General features: G+C 61.5%; 23 protein-coding genes and 2 tRNA genes. 16 read left to right on the plus strand and 9 right to left on the minus strand.

Translation table 11 applies throughout. The features are described from left to right. Positions 1 to 49: 49 nt before the first annotated feature. A complete protein-coding gene (locus AC2D8O_RS07150) occupies positions 50 to 400 on the minus strand; it encodes an ArsR/SmtB family transcription factor (protein ID WP_484678111.1) in 351 nt (116 codons plus the stop codon). A gap of 165 nt (positions 401 to 565) precedes the next feature. Here AC2D8O_RS07150 and AC2D8O_RS07155 point away from each other — a divergent pair, with 165 nt between their 5' ends. After that, positions 566 to 973, plus strand: a complete 408-nt coding sequence (locus AC2D8O_RS07155) for a VOC family protein (protein ID WP_484678112.1) — start codon at positions 566 to 568, stop codon at positions 971 to 973. Positions 974 to 994: 21 nt separating this feature from the next. Here the strand turns inward: AC2D8O_RS07155 and AC2D8O_RS07160 are convergent, their stop codons facing one another. Beyond that, positions 995 to 1,903: a DNA-3-methyladenine glycosylase family protein gene (locus AC2D8O_RS07160; RefSeq protein WP_484678113.1), complete on the minus strand. Its 909-nt coding sequence runs from the start codon at positions 1,901 to 1,903 to the stop codon at positions 995 to 997. Positions 1,904 to 2,191: 288 nt separating this feature from the next. Between AC2D8O_RS07160 and AC2D8O_RS07165 the strand changes: the two genes are divergently transcribed. After that, positions 2,192 to 2,707: a hypothetical protein gene (locus AC2D8O_RS07165; RefSeq protein WP_484678114.1), complete on the plus strand. Its 516-nt coding sequence runs from the start codon at positions 2,192 to 2,194 to the stop codon at positions 2,705 to 2,707. Positions 2,708 to 3,045: 338 nt separating this feature from the next. Here AC2D8O_RS07165 and AC2D8O_RS07170 read toward each other — a convergent pair whose 3' ends face one another. Both AC2D8O_RS07170 and AC2D8O_RS07175 read right to left on the minus strand, forming a co-directional pair. Further along, positions 3,046 to 3,303, minus strand: coding sequence for a GIY-YIG nuclease family protein (locus AC2D8O_RS07170; RefSeq protein ID WP_484678115.1), 258 nt, complete (start codon positions 3,301 to 3,303; stop codon positions 3,046 to 3,048). Positions 3,304 to 3,338: 35 nt separating this feature from the next. Then, positions 3,339 to 3,412: transfer RNA gene (locus AC2D8O_RS07175), tRNA-Ala, on the minus strand. 268 nt (positions 3,413 to 3,680) lie between these two features. On the opposite strand from AC2D8O_RS07175, the gene AC2D8O_RS07180 reads away from it, so the two are divergent. From AC2D8O_RS07180 to AC2D8O_RS07190, 3 genes are read left to right on the plus strand one after another with little or no spacing between them, the layout of a single operon-like run. Continuing rightward, positions 3,681 to 6,149 carry a 3-hydroxyacyl-CoA dehydrogenase/enoyl-CoA hydratase family protein gene (locus AC2D8O_RS07180; protein WP_484678116.1) on the plus strand — a complete coding sequence of 823 codons (2,469 nt, stop codon included), beginning with the start codon at positions 3,681 to 3,683 and terminating at the stop codon, positions 6,147 to 6,149. 48 nt (positions 6,150 to 6,197) lie between these two features. Beyond that, the gene (locus AC2D8O_RS07185; protein ID WP_484678117.1) at positions 6,198 to 7,370 is read left to right on the plus strand and encodes an acetyl-CoA C-acyltransferase; all 1,173 of its coding nucleotides are present in this window, start codon (positions 6,198 to 6,200) and stop codon (positions 7,368 to 7,370) included. Between the two features lie 34 nt (positions 7,371 to 7,404). After that, on the plus strand, positions 7,405 to 9,195 hold the full coding sequence (locus tag AC2D8O_RS07190; RefSeq protein ID WP_484678118.1) for an acyl-CoA dehydrogenase family protein: 1,791 nt from the start codon (positions 7,405 to 7,407) through the stop codon (positions 9,193 to 9,195). 381 nt (positions 9,196 to 9,576) lie between these two features. Here AC2D8O_RS07190 and AC2D8O_RS07195 read toward each other — a convergent pair whose 3' ends face one another. The 5 genes from AC2D8O_RS07195 to lptC form a co-directional block, all read right to left on the minus strand. Then, entirely contained in the window at positions 9,577 to 9,972 is a 396-nt protein-coding gene (locus tag AC2D8O_RS07195) for an HIT family protein (RefSeq protein ID WP_484678119.1), read from the minus strand. A 35-nt stretch (positions 9,973 to 10,007) separates the two neighbouring features. Continuing rightward, positions 10,008 to 10,481, minus strand: coding sequence for a transcription elongation factor GreA (greA, locus tag AC2D8O_RS07200; protein WP_484678120.1), 474 nt, complete (start codon positions 10,479 to 10,481; stop codon positions 10,008 to 10,010). Positions 10,482 to 10,687: 206 nt separating this feature from the next. Beyond that, on the minus strand, positions 10,688 to 11,959 hold the full coding sequence (locus AC2D8O_RS07205) for a hemolysin family protein (RefSeq protein ID WP_484678121.1): 1,272 nt from the start codon (positions 11,957 to 11,959) through the stop codon (positions 10,688 to 10,690). Positions 11,960 to 11,963: 4 nt separating this feature from the next. Beyond that, positions 11,964 to 12,179, minus strand: coding sequence for a hypothetical protein (locus AC2D8O_RS07210; protein ID WP_484678122.1), 216 nt, complete (start codon positions 12,177 to 12,179; stop codon positions 11,964 to 11,966). A gap of 10 nt (positions 12,180 to 12,189) precedes the next feature. Next, entirely contained in the window at positions 12,190 to 12,762 is a 573-nt protein-coding gene (lptC, locus tag AC2D8O_RS07215) for an LPS export ABC transporter periplasmic protein LptC (protein ID WP_484678123.1), read from the minus strand. Between the two features lie 54 nt (positions 12,763 to 12,816). Here lptC and AC2D8O_RS07220 point away from each other — a divergent pair, with 54 nt between their 5' ends. From AC2D8O_RS07220 to AC2D8O_RS07270, 11 genes are all read left to right on the plus strand, one after another. Next, positions 12,817 to 14,292 (plus strand): hypothetical protein, encoded by a 1,476-nt coding sequence (locus tag AC2D8O_RS07220; RefSeq protein ID WP_484678124.1) that lies wholly within the window; start codon positions 12,817 to 12,819, stop codon positions 14,290 to 14,292. Positions 14,293 to 14,387: 95 nt separating this feature from the next. Next, positions 14,388 to 15,152, plus strand: a complete 765-nt coding sequence (locus tag AC2D8O_RS07225; RefSeq protein ID WP_484678125.1) for a 3-hydroxyacyl-CoA dehydrogenase — start codon at positions 14,388 to 14,390, stop codon at positions 15,150 to 15,152. Between the two features lies 1 nt (position 15,153). After that, positions 15,154 to 15,765 (plus strand): imidazole glycerol phosphate synthase subunit HisH, encoded by a 612-nt coding sequence (gene hisH, locus AC2D8O_RS07230; RefSeq protein WP_484678126.1) that lies wholly within the window; start codon positions 15,154 to 15,156, stop codon positions 15,763 to 15,765. Continuing rightward, positions 15,762 to 16,496, plus strand: coding sequence for a 1-(5-phosphoribosyl)-5-[(5-phosphoribosylamino)methylideneamino]imidazole-4-carboxamide isomerase (gene hisA, locus AC2D8O_RS07235; RefSeq protein WP_484678127.1), 735 nt, complete (start codon positions 15,762 to 15,764; stop codon positions 16,494 to 16,496). The genes hisH and hisA overlap by 4 nt, the downstream gene beginning before the upstream one ends. Positions 16,497 to 16,503: 7 nt before the next feature. Continuing rightward, positions 16,504 to 17,262 (plus strand): imidazole glycerol phosphate synthase subunit HisF, encoded by a 759-nt coding sequence (gene hisF, locus AC2D8O_RS07240; protein ID WP_484678128.1) that lies wholly within the window; start codon positions 16,504 to 16,506, stop codon positions 17,260 to 17,262. After that, complete coding sequence (gene hisIE, locus AC2D8O_RS07245; RefSeq protein WP_484678129.1) at positions 17,246 to 17,926, plus strand: bifunctional phosphoribosyl-AMP cyclohydrolase/phosphoribosyl-ATP diphosphatase HisIE; 681 nt, start codon at positions 17,246 to 17,248, stop codon at positions 17,924 to 17,926. Before hisF ends, hisIE begins: the two co-directional genes overlap by 17 nt. Positions 17,927 to 17,988: 62 nt before the next feature. Next, a tRNA-Thr gene (locus AC2D8O_RS07250) sits at positions 17,989 to 18,065 on the plus strand. A 131-nt stretch (positions 18,066 to 18,196) separates the two neighbouring features. Continuing rightward, a complete protein-coding gene (gene rnr / locus AC2D8O_RS07255) occupies positions 18,197 to 20,539 on the plus strand; it encodes a ribonuclease R (RefSeq protein ID WP_484678130.1) in 2,343 nt (780 codons plus the stop codon). Next, positions 20,526 to 21,542 carry a polyprenyl synthetase family protein gene (locus AC2D8O_RS07260; protein ID WP_484678131.1) on the plus strand — a complete coding sequence of 339 codons (1,017 nt, stop codon included), beginning with the start codon at positions 20,526 to 20,528 and terminating at the stop codon, positions 21,540 to 21,542. The genes rnr and AC2D8O_RS07260 overlap by 14 nt, the downstream gene beginning before the upstream one ends. A 14-nt stretch (positions 21,543 to 21,556) precedes the next feature. After that, the gene (locus AC2D8O_RS07265) at positions 21,557 to 22,183 is read left to right on the plus strand and encodes a rhomboid family intramembrane serine protease (protein ID WP_484678132.1); all 627 of its coding nucleotides are present in this window, start codon (positions 21,557 to 21,559) and stop codon (positions 22,181 to 22,183) included. Positions 22,184 to 22,274: 91 nt separating this feature from the next. After that, on the plus strand, positions 22,275 to 24,074 hold the full coding sequence (locus AC2D8O_RS07270; protein WP_484678133.1) for an acyl-CoA dehydrogenase: 1,800 nt from the start codon (positions 22,275 to 22,277) through the stop codon (positions 24,072 to 24,074). Positions 24,075 to 24,076: the final 2 nt, after the last annotated feature.

Below are 24,076 nucleotides of genomic sequence, written 5' to 3' on the forward strand. Positions count from 1 at the left end.
TGTGAGGGGAAAAGGGTGAATAAATAAATGAGTGTGAGTGCAGTAGGGGTCAGGGCTGCGGCGGCTGTTGGGCGTCGGCCTGTTGCAGTTCTTCCAGCAGGGCTTCCAGCCGGTCAAAGCGGTCTTCCCATAGCTGGCGGTATTGCGCCACCCAGTCGGCTGCTTCCTGCAACGGCTTGGGGTCCAGGCGGCAGGGGCGCAGCTGGGCGCGGCGGCTGCGCTTCACCAGCCCGGCACGCTCCAGCACCTTCAGGTGCTTGGTCACGGCAGGACCGCTGAGGTCAAACGGCTCCGAAAGTTCCTTCACGGAGGTTTCGCCCTTTGCCAGCCGCTGGAGCATGGCCCGCCGCGTGGGGTCGGCCAGGGCGGCAAAAGTGGCGCTGAGCTGATCGGTATCCATTGTTTGCTTACAGGTTAATTAACCTGAAGGCTAAGTAATGGCGGGTCTGCTTCAGATGCAAGCCCAAGGGCTGATTTTGTTTTCAATATATTGAAAACCAGTGTATAAAACTTTCTGGTTAAATACGAAGGCATGGCTTTGTCCTTCTGCTGCCTACCTTATCGTATGCAGAAAATCGCCCCATTCCTCATGTTCTCGGGTGCACAGGCGGGCAAGGCCGAAGAAGCTGTGCGCCTGTATGTGTCGCTCTTCCCGGATTCCGAAGTCCTGTCAATCGAGCGGTTTCAGGCGGGTGAGCCCGGCGGTACCGAGGGTCAGGTGAAGCAGGCGCGCTTCCGGGTGGCAGGGCTCGAGTGCCGGGCGCTGGACAGTGCCTATCCGCATGCCTTCGGCTTCACGCCGTCGCTGTCGCTGTTCGTCGCCTGCGCCAGTGTCGACGAGCTCAACCGCCTCTTCGCGGCCCTCTCCGCCGACGGCGCCGTGCTGATGCCACCGGCCAACTACGGCTTCAGCCAGCACTTCACCTGGCTCTCCGACCGCTACGGCGTCAGCTGGCAGCTGAATGTGGAGTGAGGGGGAGTTTGTAACGTGCCCTCAACTCAAACTTCTCCACAAGTAAAACACCAGATAGCTTTGCCAGCCGCGGTAGCGGGCAAACAGCTTCTCGGCTTTGGGCCGCTGAATGGGCAGCGGAAAGTCCTTCAGGCGGTGCAACGCCTGGTTCAGGCCGGCGTCGCCGTAGGGAATGCTGTCGGGGTGGCGCAGGCACTTCATCAGCGCGTACCGGGCCGTCCATTCGCCGATGCCGCGTAGGGCTGTCAGTTGGGTAAAGGCGTCTTCCGGCGCGGGGCCACGCAGGTCGGCGTCCAGCGTGGGTGTATTGGAAAAATGCTGCGCCAGTCCCAAAACATATTCGGCTTTGCGGCCCGAGTACTTCATGGCCCGCAGGTCTTCCACTGTTGCGCCCAGCAGTTGCTGCGGCGTCGGGAACAGCCACAGCGGCCCCAAGGGGCCTGCCACCTGCGTGCCGTAGGCTTCCACCAGCCGGCGCTTCAGGGCATAGGCAAACGTCAGGTTGATCTGCTGCCCGATGATGGCCCAGCACAGCGCCTCGAACAGGTCTGGTATGCCCACCAGCCGTAGACCGCGGTATCGATCGGCCAACGGCGCCAGTTGCCTGTCCTTCTGTAGCAGTTGGTAGAATGGCGTCAGGTCGCGGTGGGTGTCCAGCCAGTCGGCAGCGTAGGCAATGGCAGCGGCGTGCAGATGGGGTGGGGCGTCGGTCTCCAGGTGCAGCAGGGACTGCCCATCGGCCGGATACAGGTGTAGGATTGCGGGTGCTGCGCTGCCGGGCAGGAGCACCGCGCGCGTAATGCTGGCGGGTCCCAGTTGGTACAGACAGTCATCGTAGCCGCGGTCCAGGTACCAGTGGCACTCGGCAAAACGGAAGTCGGACTGTGTGGCCAGCGCCAGCCGATGGGGCAGAGAAGTAGTGCCAGACATGCCCCAAGGTCTGCAATGCGCCCGGGCTGTGCAATGGCCCGGGCCAAGCGCGCAGAAAACCGGAGTTCTGTCATTATTCGGGAACATCGGCTGCCGTTCGTTGGTAAAGACAGTAAGAGTAATTGCGAGATAGCCTCATAATTAGATGGATCAGCGGCCCCACTTCATCCGGAGTGGGGCTTTTTTGTTTGTGCATCAATGAATTGACGCAGGAAGGTGGCGGGGGTGGCGCGTCTGCGGGTGGCACCTTTCGGTGTCCCTCACCTGGCTGCCCTGCAACTTGCCGGCATGGATAACACGCTCATCGCTCTTTACACCAACGCAGTCGAGTTCCAGAACCGGCTGGAAGCCCTCTACGATAATCTGATGGAGGCACTGGAAAAGCATATCAAGGAAGGCGCGCCCCTGCCGGAAGGCTACAAGCAGCTGAATCGGATTATCGGCTTGTACCGCACACAGGCAGGCGTCTGTGCCCGACTTTCGGCACAGGTGGCCAAGGGACAGCAGACACTTGAAAAGCAGGTCCAGAAGCAGTTTGAACGCCTGACTGGCCAGCAGGCTGCGCCGACTCCAGCGATGCCCCTTTCAGAAATGGGCACCGACACAGATGCAGAGTCCACAGATACAGGAGAAGCACCCGTGTTGGCAGGCGGAATGGCCGCAACCGCACAGCAGCCCCACAGCAAAGCTGGAGCGACCTCGCCGCAGACACGCGTGCGCGACCTGGACGACACCCATCCGGCAAAGCAGTTCCTGGCCGAACTGGCCGAACTGCGCCGCCAGCTGCGCCTGCAACAGGAGTGAGGGTGTGGGGAACAGGCACTACGTCATTTCGAGCGCGCGCAGCGGCGTGAGAAATCTACTCGTGGGCTGTCGTAGGCAGCCCCGTGCGCCCCTGCGGAGAGGGAGCGCAGTACAACAAAAAACCCCGCGTGGTGCGGGGTTGTAGTGGAGGATAACGGAGTCGAACCGATGACCTTCCCGACAGGTCGGGACGCTCTCGGCCGTGCGCTTGCCCTCTACAGCCCCGTGCGCCCCTGCGGATGGGGAGCGCAGTACAACAAAAAACCCCGCGTGGTGCGGGGTTGTGGTGGAGGATAACGGAGTCGAACCGATGACCTTCCCGACATGTCGGGACGCTCTTAGCCAGTGTGTTGCGCAATATAGGCTTCGAGATAGGCGCGACTCTTCATGCGCTTGAGGGTGCGTTCAGCCTGCGCAGCTTCAGTTCGGGAGGGAAAAGGCAGCGCCAATTTCAGCTCCCAAGGAGCGCCACTGCGGGTGGAAGTATTGCGGCCCGTGTTATGCTGAAGTAGGCGGTTGTCGATATCCGACGTAATGCCGATGTAGTATCTGTTGCGGGAGGGGGAGAAGAGGACATAAAGAAAGCAGGGCTCCACGGCAACAAAAAACCCCGCGTGGTGCGGGGTTGTAGTGGAGGATAACGGAGTCGAACCGATGACCTCTTGCATGCCATGCAAGCGCTCTAGCCAGCTGAGCTAATCCCCCGTGTCTTCAAAGTGGATGCAAAGATAGGGGCAGCTACACATGCAGCGCAAGAGGGGGCGCAAGAAAAACCCGGAAAAAGCGCCAAGCACCTGAACGATCGTTCGTTAGATTTCAATTTTTTGGCATTTTCCGCGCGGAATTGGCACAGGAGGCGTGGGCTTTGTGTTAACTTGTAAGACCGCCAATTACCCTGGCCCGGCGAAAGCTTTCGTGCGTCGGCGGGCTGGGGCGGCGGAGAGTCAACCAAATCTCCATTCATTCATTTAGTATGGTTTCCTCCCCTGTGGCCAAAGATGCCACGACGGCACCCAGCGCCAATGGCACCGCTGGGTCCAACCGCCAGATCCGCAAAGTTGCGGTTCTGGGTGCAGGGATCATGGGTTCGCGCATCGCGATGCACTTCGCCAACATCGGTGTGCCCGCGCTGCTGCTCGACATGGTGCCCCGCGAACTTACCCCCCAGGAGCAGGCCGCTGGCCTCACCATGGACAGTCCCGCTGTCCGCAACCGCATCGTCAACGGACTGTTTGATACGGCGGTAAAATCCAGCCCTGCGCCGCTCTATGACAAGAGCTTCACCAACCGCGTGGAGCTGGGCAACTTCACCGACCACATGTCCCGCATCGCCGACTGCGACTGGGTGATTGAGGTCGTCGTCGAAAACCTCGACATCAAGCGCAAGATCTATGAAGAAGTAGAGAAGCACCGCAAGCCCGGCACCCTCATTACCAGCAACACCAGTGGCATTCCCATCCACATGCTGTCGCAGGGCCGCTCCGACGACTTCCGCCGCAACTTCGCCGGTACGCATTTCTTCAATCCGCCCCGCTACCTGCGTCTGCTGGAAATCATCCCCACGCCCGATACCGACCCCGCCGTCACCGACTTCCTCATGGAATACGGCGACCGCTTCCTCGGCAAGCAGACCGTACTGTGTAAGGACACCCCCGGCTTCATCGCCAACCGCATTGGCATGTTCGCCTTTGCCGACACCTTCCGGCTGGTGCTGAAGCACAACCTGCTGGTGGAGGAAATAGACGCGCTGACCGGCCCCGTCATTGGCCGCGCCAAGTCTGCCACCTTCCGCACCTCCGACATCGTAGGCCTGGACACCGCCATGAAGGTGTGCCAGTTCCTTTACGACACCTGCACCACCGACGAGAAGCGCGACCTCTTCCAGGTGCCCGACTTCGTGAAGAAGATGGCCGAGAAGAACCTGCTGGGCGACAAAACCGGCGGCGGCTTCTACAAGAAGACCAAAGGCGCGGGTGGCGAAAGCGAAATCGTGAGCCTGGACCTCCACACCTTCGAGTACAAGGCCCAGACCAAGCTGCGCACCGATGCCCTCGGCACCGCCAAGAAGAGCGAAAACCTGCCCGACAAGCTGCGCGTGCTCCTGGCTGCCGACGACAAGTACGGTGCCTTCCTGCGCGAGCTCCACTATGGCCTGTTCGCCTACTGCTCCAATCGCATCCCCGAAATCGCCGACGAGCTCTACCGCCTCGACCAGGCTGTAGCCGCCGGTTATGGCTACAGCTTCGGCCCCTTCGAAGCCTGGGACATCCTCGGCGTGAAGGACACCGTTGCCAAGATGAAAGCCGACGGCATAGCCCCCGCCAAGTGGGTGGAGGAAATGGTGGCCGCCGGGCACGAGTCGTTCTACAAGGTGGAGAAAGGCAAGCGCCTCTACTACGACCCCGCCTCCAAGAGCTACAAGGCCGTTCCGATGCCGGAAGGTGCCATCGTGCTGGACAACATCCGCAGCACCAACGTCATCTGGAAGAACATCGGCTGCTCGATCTTCGACCTCGGCGATGGCGTGCTGGGCGTAGAGTTTCAGACCAAGATGAACACCATTGGTGCCGAAATCATCGAAGGCGTACACCACGCACTGGACCTGGCCGAAAAGTCGGGCCGTGGGGTGGTCATCGGCAACCAGGGCGAGAACTTCAGCGCGGGTGCCAACATCGGCATGATCTTCATGATGGCTGCCCAGCAGGACTGGAAGCAGCTTGAAGAAGCCGTGCGCGTGTTCCAGAACACCTCCATGCGTCTGCGCTACAGCAGCGTGCCGGTGGTGCTGGCTGCTCATGGCCTCACCCTTGGCGGCGGCTGCGAGTTTGCCATGCACGCCGACAGCACCCTCGCTGCCGGTGAAACCTACATGGGCCTCGTAGAAGCCGGTGTGGGCCTGCTGCCCGGTGGCGGCGGCACCAAGGAACTGGCCGTGCGTATCTCCGACGAGTACATGGCTGGCGACATCGAGTTGAATACCTTCCAGCACTACATCATGAACGCCATGATGGCCAAGGTGGCTACCAGCGGCGTAGAAGCGTTTGGGCTGGGCCTGCTGAACCGGAAGAAAGACCGCATGGTCGTGAGCAAGGACCGCCTGCTGGGCGATGCCAAGCGCCGCGTGCTGGAGCTGTCGGCTGCGGGCTACACCGCGCCTGCCCCCCGCAAGGACATTCGCGTGCTGGGCAAGAACGGGCTGGGCGGCATTATGGTAGTGGCCCACACCATGCTGGCGGGTGGCTACATCAGCGAGCACGACAAGCTCATCGCCGAGAAAATCGGTTACGTGGTGTGCGGTGGCGACCTGTCGCAGCCCACACTGGTATCCGAGCAATACCTGCTGGACCTCGAGCGTGAGGCCTTCCTCCAGCTCGCTGGCACTCCAAAGACCCTCGAGCGTATCCAGCACATGCTCACCACTGGCAAACCCCTGCGCAACTAACCGGCAGCGTGTTGCCCTGTTTTTTCATCCCAATCTGACATCATTTCCATGAATGCATATATCGTAGCCGGTTGTCGCACTGCCATTGGCAAATCCGGTCGTGGTGGCCTTCGCTTTGTCCGTCCGGACGAGATGGGCGCCCACGTTGTGCGCGAACTCCTGAAGCGCGTTCCCAGCTTCGACCCAGCCCGGGTCGACGACGTCATCGTCGGCAACGCCATCCCTGAAGGCGAGCAGGGCCTCAACTTTGCCCGCTACATCGCCCTGATGTCGCTGCCGGTATCCGTGCCTGCGGCGGTGGTAAACCGCTACTGCGCCAGTGGTCTGGAAGCCATTGTGCTGGCGGCTGCCAAAATCCACTCTGGTCTGCACCACGCGGTGATCGCTGGTGGCGCCGAAACCATGTCGATGGTGCCAATGGGCGGCTACAAAGTAGTGCCCAGCTACGACATCGCCGCCAAACATGCCGACTACTACTGGGGCATGGGTATGACCGCCGAGGCTGTAGCACAGGAGTATAAGATTGGCCGCGAGGAGTGCGACCAGTTTTCCTACGAAAGCCACCAGCGGGCCATCAAGGCTATCGAAAGCGGCAAGTTCAAAGACGAAATTGCGCCGCTTTCGGTAGAAGAAGTATATGTGAAGGACGACAAGCGCGCCACCCGTTCCTGGGTAGTGGACACCGACGAAGGCCCCCGCAAGGACACCTCTGTGGAGGCCCTGGGCAAGCTGAAGCCTGTGTTTGCCGCCAAAGGCGTAGTGACCGCCGGCAACAGCTCGCAGACCTCCGATGGCGCTGGCTTTGTGCTGGTGGTGAGCGAGCAGGTGCTGAAAGAGTTCAACCTCACGCCCATTGCCCGCATCGTGGGTTACAGCGTGAAGGGCGTAGAGCCGCGCATCATGGGCATCGGTCCGTTGGAGTCCATCCCGCAGGCGCTGAAGATGGCAGGCCTGAAGCAGGACGACCTCGATGTCATCGAGCTGAACGAGGCGTTCGCCACGCAGTCGCTGGCCATCGTGAAGACCCTGGGCCTTGATACAGCCAAGGTGAACCCGAATGGCGGTGCCATCGCCCTGGGCCACCCCCTCGGTGCCACAGGCGGTATTCTCACCGTCAAGGCGCTGAACGAGCTCAAGCGCCGCAACGGCAAGTATGCCATGGTATCTGCCTGCGTAGGCGGCGGTCAGGGCATTGCCGGCATCTTCGAGCGTCTCAACTGATTTTCTTCACCAAGATTCCCCTAACACACACAATATGAGCCAGGTAGCTCAAAGTAAACTCGTCCGTGGCGGCGAGTTTCTGGTACGCAAGTTCAACGCCGCTGAGGCCTTCATCCCTGAAGACTTCAACGAAGAGCAGAAATCCATGGCCGAAATGGCGATGGACTTCATTAATACCGAGGTATTGCCCAAGGTGCCCGAGCTGGACAGCATGACCAACCCCAAATTGATGCCGGAACTGTTGAGCAAGGCAGGCGCACAAGGTCTGCTGGGCCTCAATATTCCCGAGGCCATGGGGGGCTATGGGCTGGACACCAACACCGGTATGTTCATCACAGAGCAGATTGGCGCTGGCTATTCGTTCTCAGTGGCGCTGCTGGCGCACAGCGGCATCGGTACGCTGCCCATTCTGTACTTCGGTAACGAAGCGCAGCGGGCCAAGTACCTGCCCAAGCTGGCAACCGGCGAATGGAAAGCTGCTTATTGCCTCACCGAGCCCGGTAGTGGTTCCGACGCCCGTGGTGCCAAGTCGAAGGCTGTGCTCTCGGCCGACGGTAAGCACTACATCCTCAACGGCCAGAAGATGTGGATCACGAACGGGGGGTTTGCCGACGTGTTCACTGTCTTCGCCAAGGTTGACGGCGAGAAGTTCACGGCCTTCATCGTAGAGCGCAGCTACCCTGGCATCACCATGAACGAAGAGGAGAAGAAGATGGGCATCAAGGGTTCCAGCACCCGCCAGATCTTCTTCAACGACGTGCATGTGCCCGTAGAGAACGTGTTGGGCGAGATTGGCAAGGGCCACCGCGTGGCTTTCAACATCCTGAATATCGGCCGCCTGAAGCTGTCGGCGGCGTGTTTGGGTGGGGCCAAGCTGGCCATGGCCAACGCCGTGCGCTACGCCAACGAGCGCGTGCAGTTCAACCAGCCCATTGGCAAGTTCGGCGCCATTCAGCACAAGCTGGCTGAAATGGCCATCCGCATTTACGCCAACGAGTCGGCCACGTACCGCTCCACCAACGACATCGACGCATTCGAGAAGCACCTGCACCACGACGGTGCGGCCTTCGAAACCGCACTGCTGAACGCTGCCCAGGAGTTCGCCAGCGAGTGTGCCCTGATGAAGGTGCATGGCTCGGAAGTGCTGGACTACGTGGTGGACGAAGGTGTGCAGGTGTTCGGTGGCTACGGCTTCTCGGCCGAGTTCCCGATGGACCGCGCTTACCGCGACTCGCGCATCAACCGCATCTACGAGGGCACCAACGAGATCAACCGCATGCTCTCCGTCAGCTACATCATGGGCAAGGCGCTGAAAGGCGAATTGGACATGATGACGCCCGCCATGGCCGTGCAGCAGGAGCTGATGGCTGGTGGAAGCGGGCATGCCGCTTTCGAGGGCTACCTCGGGGCCGAGCACGCCGCCGTCGAGAACTTCAAGAAGGCCATCCTGATGGTAGCCGGGGCCGCCGCCCAGCGTTACATGGCCGAGCTGGAGAAGGAGCAGGAAGTAGTGATGCACATCTCTGACATGCTCATCGAAGTGTATGCACTGGAATCTGTGCTCCTGCGCGTGCAGAAGCTGGAAGGCCGCGAGGGCCAGGCATACCGCGAGGACATCCTGCGCACGCTGCTGAGCGCCGCCGCCGAGCGCGTGTATGCCCACGGCAAGGACGCCGTTACCCGCATTGCCCAGGGCGACATGGCCAAGGGCATGCTGTCGGGCCTGCGGAAGTTCACCCGCACCGAGCTGTTCGACACCGTGGCGGCCCGCCGCCGTCTGGCCGAAAAGCTGCTGGAAGCTGGCGAGTTCTGCTTCTCGGTGTAACCGACCGCTTCTGTTTTAACGCACACAGCCGGGCTTGCGCCCGGCTGTGTGCGTTGTTGCGCCTTCCCCCGCCTCTCCGATCCAGTATCACCCTGCACGTCATTTCGAAGGTTGCCCCGAGGCATCGGGACTTCCTGAGAAATCTACTTTTGGGCTGCGAAGCAGTCCTCTACAAGCAGAGAAGGCGGCAAGCCGCCTACAGGTAGATTTCTCACGCTGCTTCGCTGCGCTCGAAATGACATGAAGAAGGGGGCGCTCGCTCGAAATGACGTGGCGCGAATGCTTACGCAAAACCGACCTGCACAATTTGCTCAGGCTCTACACACAAAAACAGCCGGGGGTAAACCCGGCTGTGATATCTGGTGCGTTTAGCTGGTGGCCTCAGAAGTTGGCGCGGATGGCTTCGGCCATCTTTGCCAGCTCTTCGTCGGCGACCTTCACGCGCTGCGGGCCCTGAAAGTTGAGCTCGGAGATGGCGTTGATAGGGATGAGGTGGATGTGCGCGTGTGGCACTTCCAAGCCTACTACGGCCACGGCTACTTTGGTGCAGGGCACGGTTTTCTTCACGGCCTTGGCCACATGCTTGGCAAACAGCTGCAGCCCGATGTAGGCTTCGTCGTCCATGTCGAAGAGGTAGTCGACTTCCTGCTTGGGGATGCAGAGCACGTGGCCGGGGCGCACGGGCATGATGTCGAGGAAGGCCAGGTAGTCTTTGGTTTCGGCTACCTTGTGGCCCTGGATTTCTCCGGAGACGATCTTGCTGAACAGGCTGGACATGATGTTTGTGTTCGAGGCGTGAAAGAGACCTGAAACTAGCGGGAGATTTCGAGGATTTCAAACTCCATCTGGCCGGCGGGCACCTGAATGGAGGCTTTGTCGCCCACGGCTTTGCCCAGCAGGCCCTTGCCGATGGGGCTGTCCACGGAAATCTTGCCAGTATGGAGGTCGGCTTCCTTGGGGGCCACGAGGGTGTAAGTGACCACCTGCTTGGTCTTGGTATTCTTCAGCTTTACTGTGCTGAGTACCAGTACCTTGCTGTTGTCCATGTTGCTGTCGTCCAGAATGCGGGCGTTGGCAATCATGGTCTCCATCTGCTGGATGCGCAGCTCATGGAGGCCCTGGGCCTCTTTGGCGGCATCGTATTCGGCGTTCTCGCTCAGGTCGCCTTTCTCGCGCGCTTCGGCGATGGCACGGGCGATTTCCTGACGCCCTTTGCTCTTCATTTCGTGAAGCTCCTGCTTCAGCTTTTCATACCCCTCACGGGTAAAGTACGACACCTCAGCCATAACACTGATGCTTGAATGTGATTGCCTAAAAAGTGGGGATCAGCGCAGCACAGACGGGGTTTGTCCCAAGGCGGCCTTTCGGCGGCCCGGAGCGCAGTGAGGGCGCGGGGACAGGTGCATGCGGTTCGCGTTAGAAAAAGACAAAGGCCGGCGCTGCCGCCTGCCTTTAGACAAAGATAAGGCTTTTCCGGAAAAAGCAACTCCTCTCAGGCCTTGCCTTCGGTAGGGGTGAGGTGCTCTACCTGCACCAGCACCACTTTGTTGCGAAGGGCCTGCTGCACAGTGAGTTTGAGACGGGGCAGCAGGAGCACCTCGCCGGCTTCGGGAATGCGCAGGGCCAGGTGCAGGATGAGGCCGCCGAGGGTGGTGTAGTCGCCTTCTGGCAGACCCAGGGCGTAGGTTTCGTTGAGGTAGGTGACCTCTAGCCGGGCACTGAAGCGCCACACGCCAGTAGCCATCTGCTGCTCTACCATGCCATCGTCGCTGTCGTCGTCGTGCTCGTCCTCGATTTCGCCGAAAACAGCTTCTACAAGGTCTTCCAGCGTGACCAGCCCGGCAGTGCCGCCATATTCGTCCACCACGATGCAGAGGCCCTTGTGGTTTTCGCCAAACTGGGCCAGCACCCGTGCGGCACTCATGGTATCGGGCACCATGAGGGCAGGCTGCACCATCGAGGCCACATCGGGCGGATTGCCGAAGAGGGCCAGTGAGTGCACGAAACCCAGTATGTTGTCCAGCGACTCCCCGTAGACGATGATGCGGGAGTGCTCAGTCTCGATGAATTTCTGGCGCAGGGCTTCCAGACCAGCCTGTGCGGGGACGGCGACGATTTCGGTGCGGGGCACCATGAGTTCGCGGACGCGGGTGCTGCTGAAGTCGAGCGCTTTGGTGAAAACCTGCTGTTTGAGGTCGTCAGGGTCGTTAAAGTCTTCCTCGGCATAGTCGAGCAGCGACTCCTGATAAGCGGCCCCAGCGGGCAGAATGGGGTAGGTGTGGTTGGTATTGCTGTCGCCGCGGCGGTGGCGGGCTTTGCCAGCGATGGCGCCCAGTACTTTTGTAAGGGTCAGGAGGAAGGGTTCGAGCCAGCGGACGGCAAGGTCGGTGGCATCTAGCGTGGCTTCGGGGCTGCGACGGCCCCACCAGCGTGGCAGCAGGTCGGAGAGGACGAGGATGGTGACGAGGGTGCCCGCGGCCAGGCCCAGGAACGACAGCCAGTCGATGGTCTGGAATTGCAGATAGACTGCCACCACCAGCCCCGACCAGGCGAGCAGCATGCCTACGAGTCGGCCGGCCCAGAGCATACGGAGGGTCTGCTGGGGGGCAGTTCGGAAGGCGGCCATCAGACGCTGCCCCCGTCGCACAACCGCGCCATCGCGCAGGGGGCTGCGGAGGGCGAAAGCCAGCGAGGTTTCGCGTGCAGCGTGCAGGGCTGTAAGCAAGAGCCCAGGCAGGATGAGGAGAAGCGTGAGGAAGACCATACGATCACTCGGCAGAGTCGGTGGGGGGCGGGTTCTGGCGCTCGTGTTTCTCGCGAAGGATGCGGCGCTGGCGGCGCGCGCTGTAAATGCCCGCACAGAGGGCCACCATCACGAGCATGATGCCGCGGTTGGTCCAGCTGAGCGACTCCCAGCGGATGGCCATAGCGAGGAGAACGGCCAGCCCGGCCACGAGGTAGAGGTATTCGAAGAGGCGGTTCATGCGAGTGGAATCATTTTTCAAGGGCGACAGTGCCCTTGAACTTGGTAATGCGATAGGTGGTGAAGGCGGTGTTGGAAACGAGGCCGTCGCCGAAGAGCAGTTCCTGGGCGGTGGTGATGCGTACTGGGGCGTCGGTACGGATCTGGTCGGTCTTCTGCTCCCAGGTCAGCTGTTCGGTCTCCAGCTTTTCGCCTTTCACATTGATAACGACAACTTTGCCTGTAGCATGGGCAAGGCCCTTGGCAGGGTAGTACCGGCCCTGGTTGGCGGTGATGCGGCTCTCCTCATTGCCCAGGCGGTCGTAGAAGATGAGTTCGAAGCCGCGGTCAAAGAGGTGAAAAGTGCGGGCAATCTCGCTGCTGGGTGTCTCGGGGTCGAAGCGCTCGATGTCGTGTGGGGCTTTGAGGCGGGCCTTGAGGCGGGCACTGTCGTTGTAGGTGTAGGTGATGGCAAACGACTCGGAGAACGCCTCCTTGGCCCGCAGTTCCTGCAGGTTGGGGGGGATGGCCTGGGTGGCACTGTCGCCGCAGCCCGTCAGCACGAGCAGCAGCAATGCCAGGCAGAGAAGAAAAAGCCGTTTCACAGGGTACAAAGATAGGGCTTTCGGCGGGGCAGGGTGCGGTGCTAACTTGTGGGCATGAATCTGCGGAGAATTGTGGGCGTGGCAGCCCTGCTGTGCCCGCTGCTGGCGCCAGCGCAACAGACAGGCGACGACTGTCACCTGACGGCCCTGTTGGCCGTAGGGCCGGGGAAGAACGGTGTTTACAGTACGCTGGCCCCCACCGTGGGCGGCCAGATGGACCGCAGCCGGACCTTCGGCAGCACCTGTGGCTGGCTGGAGCTGTCGGGGACGGGCGAGTTTCCGCGCTTCCGGCGGGTGGCTGGGCTGGACAAGCCCGGCATTATGCTCAGCCGGGGCCGCAACGAGCTGCTGGTGGTCGGTGGGCTGGAAGACCCCGCTGATACGCTCAGTGCCCCAGGTATGCCCTATGTGGCGGGCATCAACTCGGAGACGTTTTCGCAGAACTGGCGTACGCCCCTGGACCTCGCGGGTGTGCAGTGGTGGGTGCCGGGCGGCGCGGCGGTGCATTCCTCCGGGGCGCTGTATGTGGTGGCGGGCCGCAGGGTGTTCCGTATCGGGGCCAATGGCGCAGTGGAAAGCAGCCGGGTGTTGCTGGGCGATGGCCCCAGTGCGCTGGAAGGCCTGCTGATATTGCCCGACGGCAAGCTGATAGTGACAGTGGTGCACAAGCCCGCCAACACGCCGCAGATGGGCCTTGCTGCACGTCGCCGTGGCGGCATGCCTGCGCCCAGCCAGCTGTTGCGGCTGGACCCCCAGAGCCTGGCCACGCTGGATTCCATCGCTCTGCCCGAGCCTGTGTATGGGCAGCCTGCACTGGGCTTTTTCCGCACGCAGTCTTACGTGTATTTGACAGGCCACACCCACCTGCTGCGGCTGGGCTATGCGGCGGGCAAGCTGACGCTGGATGGCGCGTGGCTGCCCGAATATGTGCGGCGCACACAGCGCCCCGGTTATGGCCCTGTGGTGATGGGCGATTGGGTGGTGGCCACCAACAACGCCCTGCCTGCCAGCGAGCCAATGTCGGTGGTGGTGGTGCCGCAGGTGGATGGCCGCCGGGTGACGGGCCTTCGCCCCCTGCTGGAAGTGGAGAACAGCTATGCGCCAATAGGCCTGGCGGCCGACCCCATCAACCGCCGTATTTACGTTACCGACCTGGCCAATGGCCGTCTGGCGGCGCTGGTGCTGGACATTCGCAAGGGCGAGCTGGAGATACTGTGGAAAGCCGAGCAGGTGACCGTGGGTGCGCCTGCACTGCTGGGCAGCGAGCTGCAACGGATGGTGCTGACGGCAGCCCGCCCCACCGAGCAGGGGGTAGGCAGCAAGGTGCAGCAACTGGTGTGGCGCAGTGCAGTGGACGGCGAGGAACTGGGCCGGTCGGCGACGATGGATGCCGGCGGAGCTGTGGGGCCCTTGCCAGGCTTCCGGGCCACTTTTCTGACCCTGTGCCCCGCCCGCAGCGAACTCATCGAGTTTCGCTTTGTGGTGGAGGGGCCAAAACAGTCCAAGCCCGTGAAGAGCAAGGGCCGCTGACGAACGCTTTGGGGGCTTCGGGCGTTAGGAGTGGGCACAAGCGCGGGTTTTGGTTAACTTGCGCGCCCAAACACTAACCCCTATCCTGTTCTGTCATGAAGCTCCATCGTGCTGTTGTATTGGTAACCGGCGCAGCGTCCGGTCTGGGTGAAGCCACGGCTCGCCATCTGCATGCACAGGGCGCCCATGTGGTGCTGGTGGACTTCAACGAAGAGGCCGGCAAGAAAGTAGCTGCCGAACTGGGCGAGCGCGCCGCCTTTGCCAAAGCCGACGTGTCCAACGCCGAGCAGGTACAGGCCGCCATTGACCTGGCCCGTACGTTTGGCCCGCTGGTGGGCGCCATCAACTGCGCTGGCGTAGCCCCCACCATCAAGACGGCTGGCAAAAAAGGGCCCCACGACCTGGAGGCCTTCGAGAAGACCATCCGGGTGAACCTGATTGGCTCGTTCAACGTGGCGCGTCTGTCGGCGCAGGCCATGCTGGACAATACGCCGAACGAAGAGGGCGAGCGCGGTGTCATCATCAATACTGCGTCGGTGGCAGCTTATGAAGGCCAGATTGGCCAGGTAGCCTATGCCGCCAGCAAAGGCGGCGTGGTAGGCATGACCCTGCCGATGGCCCGCGACCTGAGCCGCGACGGTGTACGCGTGATGACCATTGCCCCCGGCACATTCGACACGGCGATGATGGCGAGCTTCTCGCAGGAAGTGCGGGATGCACTGGGCGCGGCGGTGCCGTTCCCCTCGCGTCTGGGCCGCCCGTCGGAGTATGCGGCGCTGGTGCAGCACATTTTCGAGAACGTGATGCTGAACGGAGAGGTGATCCGCCTGGACGGTGCCCTTCGGATGCCGCCCCGGTAATATGGCACTGGAAGTAGCGGTAATAGACTATGGCGCAGGCAATGTGCAGAGTGTGCTGTTTGCACTGGCACGGATAGGCCTGGCCGAGAACGCCTATGCGCTGACCGCAGACCCCGCAGCCATCCAGGCGGCGCGGCGCGTCATTTTCCCCGGTCAGGGAGAAGCGTCTACCACGATGCGCAACCTGCACGCGCGTGGGCTGGCGCAGTTGATTCCGACACTGAAGCAGCCCGTGCTGGGTATCTGCATAGGCCTGCAACTGCTGTGTGCCCACAGCGAGGAAGGCGGCGGTGTGGACTGTCTGGGCGTTTTTGGCGAGCAGGTGCGGAAGTTTCCGGCTGAGGTGAACGGCCAGAAGCTGAAGATTCCGCAGATGGGCTGGAACAAGCTGGACACCGCCACGGGCCCTCTGCTGGACGGCCTTGCCGGGCAGTATGCCTACTTTGTGCACAGCTATTATGTAGAACTGGGTGCGCACACCAACTGTACCGCCACCTACGGCATTCCGTTTGCGGCAGGTGCGTGGAAGGACAACTTCCACGCGGTGCAGTTTCACCCCGAGAAATCGAGTACGCTGGGCGAAACCCTCCTGAAACGCTTTCTGGCATTATGAACAAGGCCTTCCGATTGTTGCCCGCAATAGACCTGATTGGCGGGCGCTGCGTGCGTTTGACCCACGGCGACTACGCCCAGCAGACCACCTATGCCGAAGACCCGCTGGAACAGGCACAGCAGTTTGCTGCCGAAGGCGCTGAATACCTCCACCTTGTAGATCTGGATGGCGCCAAGGCCGGTGCCGTGCAGCAGTGGGATGTGCTGAAGCGTATCTGTGCCCACACGCAGCTGAAGGTAGACTTCAGCGGGGGCTTTCAGCAGACGGAGGACCTGGAGAAGGCCTTTGACCTGGGAGCAGCGCAGGTGGCGATTGGCAGCCTTGCAGCGCGTGCGCCCGAGCGGTTTGTGGCTTGGATAGATAAGTTTGGGCCCGAGCAGGTGGTGCTGTCGGCCGACGCCCGGAATGGCCGCATTGCGGTGTCGGGCTGGCTGGAGGCTACCGACCACGAGGTGGGCGAGTACATCCGCGCGTGGCACGAAAACGGCGTAGGCTATGTGGCCTGCACCGATATCTCGAAGGACGGCGCGCTGGCTGGGCCTTCCTTTGAACTGTACCAGCGGCTACAGACGCTGTGCCCCGGCCTGAAGATCATTGCCAGCGGGGGCGTAACCACTGCCGAAGATGTGCGCCGCCTGGCCGAAATGGGGCTGGACGGTGCCATTATTGGCAAGGCCCTGTACGAAGGCAAAACCACTGTTTCACAACTGATTGCCGCGCTGCGGCCCTGACGCTCCCATGCTGACGAAACGCATCATACCGTGTCTGGACGTGAAGGACGGGCAGACGGTGAAGGGCATCAACTTTGAAGGGCTGCGCGTAGTGGGCGACCCCGTGGAGCTGGGCGCACGCTATGCCGCCGAAGGTGCCGACGAGCTGGTGTATCTCGACATCACGGCCACGCACGAAGGCCGCAAGACCTTTGTGGAGCTGGTGCGCCGGGTGGCCGAGCGCCTGAACATACCGTTCACCGTGGGCGGGGGCATCAGTGCGCTGGCCGACGTGGAAGCTCTGCTGGGTGCCGGGGCCGACAAGGTGAGCGTGAACAGCGCCGCCGTGCGCCGCCCCGAGCTGATCAACGAGCTGTCGGGCCACTATGGCAACCAGTGCGTGGTGGTGGCCGTGGATGTGAAGCGCCACGATGATGGCCTTTACTACGTGTACGTGTCGGGTGGGCGGCAGGCTACCAGCCGCGAGGCGCTGGCCTGGAGCCGCGAAGCCGTGGACCGCGGTGCGGGCGAGCTGCTGCTGACCTCGATGGACCATGACGGCACCAAAGCCGGATACCCCTGCGAGTTGCTGGCCCAGTTGTCGGAGGCCGTTCCGGTGCCGATCATTGCGTCGGGTGGGGGTGGGGCGCTGCCGCACTTCCGCGACGTATTCACACAGGGCAAAGCCGATGCCGCGCTGGCCGCCAGTGTGTTCCACTACGGCGAAATCGCCATTCCCGACCTGAAGCAGTACCTTGCTGCCGAGGGCATTGCCATCCGTCTCTGACCTCCCGTTCCCGCCAATACCAGCCATTACAATGGGCTACGACCTGAAGATAGACTTCGACAAATCGACAGACGGGCTGGTGCCTGCCGTGGTGCAGGATGCCAACACCCGCCAGGTGCTGATGCTGGGCTACATGAATGCCGCCGCCTATGCCGAGACACTGCGTACGGGCTGCGTGACGTTTCACAGCCGGTCGAAAGGGCGACTGTGGACCAAAGGCGAAACCACAGGCCACTACCTGCGCCTGGTAGATGTGAAGGTAGACTGCGACAACGACACCCTGCTGGTGCGTGCCCGGCCCGAAGGCCCCACCTGCCACACAGGCACCGACACCTGCTGGGCCGAGGAGAACACGGGGCACTATGGTTTCCTCTCGGAGCTGGAGGCCCTGCTGGCGCAGCGGATTTCGGACGTGGACACCGAGGATGAGTCGTACACGAAGAAGTTGCTGCGCAAGGGCCTGCCGAAGATAGCCCAGAAGGTGGGTGAGGAAGGTGTGGAGCTGACCATAGAGGCCGTGCTGCAACATGGCGGCAAAGGCAACCGCGACCAGTTTCTGGGCGAGGCGGCCGACCTGATGTTCCACTACCTGCTGCTTCTACGGGCGGCAGGCTACTCGCTGGAAGAGGTGGTGGAAGTGCTGCGGGCACGGCACCGGAAATAGAGAATGCAAGGAGAGGGTACTTGACGGAAATTCCAAAAGCCGTACATTTGCACTCTCAAACTGCCAGGATAGCTCAGTTGGCTAGAGCGGCGCATTCGTAACGCGCAGGCCGCCGGTTCGAATCCGGCTCTTGGCTCCAGAAACCCGAAAACCCGCCCTGCAAGGCGGGTTTTTGCTTTTGTCGTGGGGTTGCGTACATTTACAAGGGGCCGTACTGATTTACACACACTTATTTATCCGGCAGCCGCATGTAGATGCTGCCACTGACTGATGGCCAAATCCAAGAAGAACAACACAGAGACCGCAGGCGCAGCGCCTGCCGCCACCACCCGCACCCGTCGCCGCAAACCTGCCGCCACCACTGGCGATGACACCAGCAAGGGTGCCCGCTCTGGCAGCCGCAAGGCCGCCCCCAAAGCCGAGTTGACCCCCGCCGACGTAGAAAAGCAACTGCTGAAAACCCTGCTGGCCCGTGTGGGCAGCGAGGCTGACTTCAACGACCTGCTGCGCGAAGCCGGGCTCACCGCCAAGGAACTGAAGCAGAAAGCCTGGGACCTGCGCGATGCGCTGGCAGCCCGTGCAAAAGCCGAACCTGACGATACGGGAGACCAACCCCGCGAGGCCCGTCCCCGCACCGAGCGTCCCATGCCGACCCAGCCGTTGGCAGTGCCGATGGATGTGCAGATAGGGGCCGAGTATGAAGGCAAGCTGGAGATAACCCGCGAAGGCATCGCCCGCGTGCTGTTGCCGGTGATTGGGGAAATCCAGTTGCCGTCACCGAGCACGCTGAAGGCCATGCCGGAAGACACCCTGCTGGTGCGCATCGATGGGGTGTACCGCGGCAAGGTGTTTGGCAGCATTGTGCGCGTGGTAAAGCGCGCCCGCACCGAGTTTGTGGGCACGCTGGAGTACAACGGTGGCAAAACCGCCAGCTTCATTCCGCAGTGGAACAAGATCCGGCACGAGTTCGTGATTCCGAAGGCTGCACTGAAGGGCGCCCACAGCGGCGAGAAAGTGCTGGCACGCATCACCTCTTGGAGCGGGCCCAAGCCCGTAGGCGAGATTGTGGAGGTGCTGGGCGAAGCCGGGACGCACCTTGCCGAGATGCACGCCATTGTGCTGGAGTTTGGCATAGACACGGCACATGATCCCGAGGCTGTGGCCGAAGCCAACGCTTTCCCCGAAACGCTGTCGAAGAAAGACCTGGCCAAGCGCCGCGACTTCCGCCCGATAACGACCTTCACCATAGACCCGGACGACGCGAAAGACTTTGACGACGCCCTGTCGTTTGAGCGCCTGCCCAACGGCACTATGGAAGTGGGCGTGCACATTGCCGATGTGACGCACTATGTGAAGGAAGGCACTGCGCTGGACCGCGACGCCTACGAACGCGCCACCAGTGTGTACCTCGTAGACCGCACCATCCCGATGCTGCCTGAGCGCCTGTCGAACAACCTGTGTTCGCTGGTGCCGAACAAAGACCGCCCGGTGTTCTCCGCCGTCTTTACGATGGCCGAGGATGGCCACATCCTGAACCGCTGGTTTGGCCGCGGGGTGATTCACTCTGACCGCCGTTTCTCTTACGAGGAAGCCCAGAAGGTGCTGGAAACCGGCCAGGGCGACTACGCCGAAGAGCTGCTGACGCTGAACCGTCTGGCGCACATTCTGCGCAAGGAACGCTTTGCCGCTGGGAGTGTGAACTTCGAGACCGAAGAGGTGAAGTTCAAGCTGGACGACCAGTTCCGGCCCGTGGCGGTGTATCGCAAGGAGCGGAAGGACGCCCACAAGCTGATTGAGGACTTCATGCTGCTGGCCAACCGCGAGGTGGCCGAGTTTGTTGCCAAAGCACGGAGCAACCCGCCGTACCCGATGGTGTACCGGATACACGACATCCCGAACGAGCAGAAGCTGGAAACGCTGCGCAAGTTTGTGGCGGGCTTCGGCTACCGGATGGACGTGTCGGACAAGCGGCAGGCCTCGCGATCGCTGAACCGACTGGTGCTGGAAGTGATGGGCAAGCCGGAGGAGAACCTGATTCAGACGATTGCCATCCGCTCGATGCCGAAGGCGATTTACACGACGGTGAACTCGGGCCACTACGGGCTGGGCTTTGAATTCTACACGCACTTCACGAGCCCCATCCGCCGCTACCCGGACGTGCTGGCCCACCGCATTCTGCAACAGGTGCTGGACGGGAAAGTGCACGTGGACGAAATACACCTGGAAGAGATGTGCCGCCACAGCTCGGATCGCGAGAAACGCGCCGCCGACGCCGAACGCGCCAGCATCAAGTACAAACAGGTGGAATACCTGCAAGGCATGCTGGGCCAGGAAGCCGAAGGCATGGTGAGCGGCGTGACCGAGTGGGGGATGTATGTGGAACTGGAAGGCAACAAGTGCGAGGGCATGGTGCCCCTTCGCGAGATGCGCGACGACCACTACGACCTTGACGAGCAGAAATACCGTCTGGTAGGCCGCCGTACGGGCCGAACTTTTCAGTTGGGCGACCGTGTTAAGGTGCGAGTCAAGAAGACCAACCTGGTGAAACGGACGGCCGACTTCACCTATCTGGAAAAACTACCGCCCAAGCCTCTCGCCAATGCCCGCGCCTGATACCGCCACCCGTACCGCCCTTTCGCTGGAAGCCCTGCTGAAAGAAGTGGAAGCCGGGCTGGCCGCGCTGCCCTATCAGCAGCTGAAGCCCGAAAACCTGTATGCGCCCATGGCCTATATTCTGGGGCTGAAAGGCAAGCGGATGCGTCCGCTGCTGGTGTTGCTTGCCTACAAGGCGTTTGCTGAAAACGATACGGTGCCCAGCCGGGCACTGGATGCGTCGCTGTCGGTGGAGCTGTTTCACAACTTCACGCTGATACACGACGACATCATGGACAATGCGCCCACCCGGCGCGGCATGCCTACGGTGCACCAGAAATGGGACGCCAACACGGCCATTCTGAGTGGCGATGCCATGTTTGCTGAAGCCATGCGACTGGTAGCACGGCGTTTTCCGGAGTGCGCCGCTGACCTGGTGGACATCTTCGCCGATGGGGCCATGAAGGTGTGCGAAGGCCAGATGCAGGACATGGATCTGGCGGCACGGCCGGGCGAGTCGGTGACGGTGGAGGAGTATCTGGACATGATCGGCAAGAAGACGGCGGCCCTGCTGGGTGCCAGCCTGAAGCTGGGTGCCGCGGCAGCGGGTGCGTCGGTAGAAACGCAGAACCATCTGGAACGCTATGGCATGCTGGCGGGTACGGCCTTCCAGCTGCAGGACGACGTACTGGACGTGTATGCTTCGGCGGCAGAATTTGGCAAGCAGGTGGCCGGCGACATTCTGGAGAACAAGAAGACCTACCTGTGGCTGACGGCCTATGCCCGTGGCACTGCCGACCAGAAAGCCGAGCTGCTGCGGTGGTGCACCGTTTCTGACCAGTCCGAAGCCAAGATTGCAGCGGTGAAGGCCATCTATGCTGCTACGCAGGCCCGTGAGGAAACCGAGGCGCTGGCCAACCGTTATTTTGCAGAGGCCGACAGCCTGCTGACCCCTTACGCCGACCGCGAGGCCATACAGCAGCTGCGTGCACTGGCAGCCCTTCTGGGTAACCGTAAACACTGACCGACCCCACTCCGATGCTGGAACTGTTGATGGCCGCTCCAGTGGCTGGCTTCTTATTCCTACTGACACTGGTAACGAGCATCCATGCCCTGTTCATAGACCAGGGCATCCTGATGCGGTTCATGCTGATACCGTGGCGGGTGGTGGAGCGGAAAGAGTATTTCCGTGTGCTTTCGAGCACGCTGATACACGGCGACGTGTTTCACCTGCTGTTCAACATGATCACCTTCTACTACTTTGCACCGGTGCTGGAAATGGGGTATCTGGGGCACGTGAAGTTTGGGCTGGTGTATGTGCTGGGCGCGATTGGCAGCCACGTGCCAGTGATCGCGAAGCATGCCCGCGATTCCAGTTACATGGCGCTGGGGGCATCGGGAGCCATCAGTGCAGTAGTGTTCTCGTTCATCCTGTACCAGCCGATGGCCATGCTGGGGGTAATGTTCGTGATACCGATGCCAGCGTGGCTGTTTGCGCTGCTGTATCTGGCGTTCAGCTACTGGGCCGACCAGCGTGGCCGCAACAACGCCCTTCTCGGCGGCAACATTGGCCACGGTGCGCACCTCTGGGGCGCAGTCTCGGGCATAGTGCTGACGGTGCTGCTGGACCCGCCGGTAATTCTGCACTTCCTGGGCTCTTTCTGACAGATTTAGATTGGTTCTGGCAGCCAACCGAACGCGCGTTCGGCAGGTTTTGAATTATCTTGGGGAGACGAAAAACACATCTCCCCAATTCATGGCAAAACCGTTTGTCAATCCCCGAAACCTGCAGTTTCTGCTGCACGAGGTGTTCGGCGCTGAGAGCCTTACCAAACACCCCCGCTTTGCCGACCACAACCGCGAGGCGTTTGATATGGCGTTGGATGCCGCCCTCAAGCTTGCGGAAACGCAATTGCGGCCCTATTACGAAGAGATGGACCGCCAAGAGCCCGACCTGCACAACGGGCAGGTAAAAGCGCACGACGCCGTGGCCGACATGATGAAGGCCTTTGGTGAAGGTGGCTGGCTGCTGACGCCCGTGCCCGCCGAGCACGGCGGCCTTCAGATGCCGACCATTGTGCACATGGCTACTGCCTTCATTTTCTCGGCAGCCAACAAAGCGGCTTACAACTTCGCAGGCCTTACAATGGGCGCTGCACGGCTGATCCGCAACTTTGGCAACGAAGAACTGCGCAACACTTACCTGCCGAACATGGACATGGGCAAGTGGCAGGGCACCATGTGCCTGACCGAACCCCAGGCAGGCAGTTCGCTGGCCGACATCGTATCGACGGCTACGCCCAAAGGCGACGGCACATATCTGGTGAAGGGCGCCAAGATTTTCATTTCGGCGGGCGACTACCACTCGATTGAGAATGTGGTGCACCTGGTGCTGGCGCGCATTCCCGGCTCGCCTGCTGGTACGAAGGGCATTTCGCTGTTTGTGGTGCCCAAGCTGCGCCCCGAAGGCGGCAAGCTGGTGCCCAACGACGTGATGACAGCAGGCGTCTTCCACAAAATGGGTGAGAAGGGCACGCCTGCGCTGCACATCCAGTTTGGCGACAACGGTGGCAGCATCGGCTGGCTGGTAGGCGAGGCAAACCGTGGCCTGTCGTATATGTTCCAGATGATGAACGAAGCGCGCCTGGGCGTGGGGCTGAGTTCTACGGCCGTGACAACAGCAGCTTATCATGCGTCGCTGGAATATGCACGCGAGCGGCCGCAGGGGCGCAGTGCCGCCAACCGCGACCCGCAGTCGGCCCAGCAGCTGATCATAGACCACGCCGATGTGCGGCGTATGCTGCTGATGCAGAAAGCCGTGGCCGAAGGTTCACTGGGTCTTCTGCTGCAACTGGCCATGTATGAAGACCTTACGCACACCACCGAAGGTGACGACAAGGCCCGTTACGCCATGCTGCTGGACCTGCTGACGCCCATCGCGAAGACATATCCCTCTGAGCACGGCATTCTGGCCATTTCGGCGGCGATGCAGGTGTTTGGTGGCTATGGCTACTGCCGCGACTTCCCGGTGGAGCAGTACTACCGCGATGTGAAGATCAACACCATCTACGAGGGCACCACGGGTATCCAGAGCATGGACCTGCTGGGCCGCAAGGTGACGATGAACAACGGCGCCGCCATGATGGCGCTGGGCCAGGAGATAGGCGCAACGGTGCAGGAAGCGATGGCACACGAGCGCCTGAAAGCCCATGCCGAGGCTTTGGGTGCCGCGGCAGGTAAACTGCAGGCCGCCACCATGCACCTGCTGCAATATGCCATGAAGGGCGAACTGGATACGTTCCTGGCCGATGCCAACCTGTACATGGAAGCCGCCAGCATAGTGGTGATTGGCTGGCAGTGGCTGAAGCAGGGTATCAAGGCACAGCAGGCAATGGCCGCTGGGGCCAGTGGCACCGAGAAGGCCTTCTACGAAGGCAAGCTGGTAACGTTGGACTACTTCTTTGCCTACGAGGTGCCGATGCTGGGTGGCTATCTGCGCCGCCTGCAGGATGGCAACCCGCTGACCGTGAAGTTTGACCCGGCGGTGCTGAGCTGATC

It is taken from the genome of Pontibacter sp. T17, assembly GCF_057219875.1.

Coding starts and splice junctions, on each gene's coding strand:
- AC2D8O_RS07260 (WP_484678131.1), top strand. CDS start 20,526: ATGCCCGCGCCTGATACCGCCACCCGTACCGCCCTTTCGCTGGAAGCC.
- AC2D8O_RS07150 (WP_484678111.1), bottom strand. CDS start 400: ATGGATACCGATCAGCTCAGCGCCACTTTTGCCGCCCTGGCCGACCCC.
- AC2D8O_RS07190 (WP_484678118.1), top strand. CDS start 7,405: ATGAGCCAGGTAGCTCAAAGTAAACTCGTCCGTGGCGGCGAGTTTCTG.
- hisA (WP_484678127.1), top strand. CDS start 15,762: ATGAACAAGGCCTTCCGATTGTTGCCCGCAATAGACCTGATTGGCGGG.
- AC2D8O_RS07210 (WP_484678122.1), bottom strand. CDS start 12,179: ATGAACCGCCTCTTCGAATACCTCTACCTCGTGGCCGGGCTGGCCGTT.
- AC2D8O_RS07195 (WP_484678119.1), bottom strand. CDS start 9,972: ATGTCCAGCCTGTTCAGCAAGATCGTCTCCGGAGAAATCCAGGGCCAC.
- AC2D8O_RS07225 (WP_484678125.1), top strand. CDS start 14,388: ATGAAGCTCCATCGTGCTGTTGTATTGGTAACCGGCGCAGCGTCCGGT.
- AC2D8O_RS07180 (WP_484678116.1), top strand. CDS start 3,681: ATGGTTTCCTCCCCTGTGGCCAAAGATGCCACGACGGCACCCAGCGCC.
- AC2D8O_RS07270 (WP_484678133.1), top strand. CDS start 22,275: ATGGCAAAACCGTTTGTCAATCCCCGAAACCTGCAGTTTCTGCTGCAC.
- AC2D8O_RS07185 (WP_484678117.1), top strand. CDS start 6,198: ATGAATGCATATATCGTAGCCGGTTGTCGCACTGCCATTGGCAAATCC.
- hisF (WP_484678128.1), top strand. CDS start 16,504: ATGCTGACGAAACGCATCATACCGTGTCTGGACGTGAAGGACGGGCAG.
- greA (WP_484678120.1), bottom strand. CDS start 10,481: ATGGCTGAGGTGTCGTACTTTACCCGTGAGGGGTATGAAAAGCTGAAG.
- AC2D8O_RS07220 (WP_484678124.1), top strand. CDS start 12,817: ATGAATCTGCGGAGAATTGTGGGCGTGGCAGCCCTGCTGTGCCCGCTG.
- rnr (WP_484678130.1), top strand. CDS start 18,197: ATGGCCAAATCCAAGAAGAACAACACAGAGACCGCAGGCGCAGCGCCT.
- hisH (WP_484678126.1), top strand. CDS start 15,154: ATGGCACTGGAAGTAGCGGTAATAGACTATGGCGCAGGCAATGTGCAG.
- AC2D8O_RS07165 (WP_484678114.1), top strand. CDS start 2,192: ATGGATAACACGCTCATCGCTCTTTACACCAACGCAGTCGAGTTCCAG.
- AC2D8O_RS07155 (WP_484678112.1), top strand. CDS start 566: ATGCAGAAAATCGCCCCATTCCTCATGTTCTCGGGTGCACAGGCGGGC.
- AC2D8O_RS07160 (WP_484678113.1), bottom strand. CDS start 1,903: ATGTCTGGCACTACTTCTCTGCCCCATCGGCTGGCGCTGGCCACACAG.
- AC2D8O_RS07265 (WP_484678132.1), top strand. CDS start 21,557: ATGCTGGAACTGTTGATGGCCGCTCCAGTGGCTGGCTTCTTATTCCTA.
- AC2D8O_RS07205 (WP_484678121.1), bottom strand. CDS start 11,959: ATGGTCTTCCTCACGCTTCTCCTCATCCTGCCTGGGCTCTTGCTTACA.